Raw genomic sequence first — 420 nt, 5'->3', positions numbered from 1 at the left:
CCGCCGAGGAGTATTTCGCCCGCCTCGGCCAGCGCCTGGCCAAGCTGCTGGACGAAACCACGGTCGATGGCTTCAGCCACCGCGTCGACCTGCGCCTGCGCCCGTTCGGCAGCGCCGGTCGCGTCGCGCTGTCGTTCGCGGCGATGGATCAGTACTTCCAGCGCGAAGGCCGCGACTGGGAGCGCTATGCGTGGCTGAAGGCGCGCGCGGTGGCCGGCGATATCGACGCCGGCGAAGCGTGGTTGCAGACCCTGCGACCGTTCGTATACCGCCGCTACCTGGATTTCACCGCGCTCGACGGCCTGCGTGAGATGAAGGCGGCGATCACCGCCGAAGTCGCGCGCCGCGAGCTGCACGAAGACATCAAGCGCGGCGCCGGTGGCATCCGCGAAATCGAGTTCCTGTGCCAGGCGCTGCAGC

At 69.0% G+C, this 420-nt stretch carries 1 pseudogene; it reads left to right on the top strand.

What is annotated here, in order from left to right:
- Positions 1 to 420, top strand: a pseudogene (locus tag D7V97_RS43815) (bifunctional glutamine synthetase adenylyltransferase/deadenyltransferase); the annotation flags it as partial.

It is taken from the genome of Corallococcus sp. CA053C, assembly GCF_003611675.1.
Taxonomy (GTDB): domain Bacteria; phylum Myxococcota; class Myxococcia; order Myxococcales; family Myxococcaceae; genus Corallococcus.
Note: the sequence above shows the minus strand (reverse complement) of the source record. Positions and strands in the feature narration are given on the sequence as shown.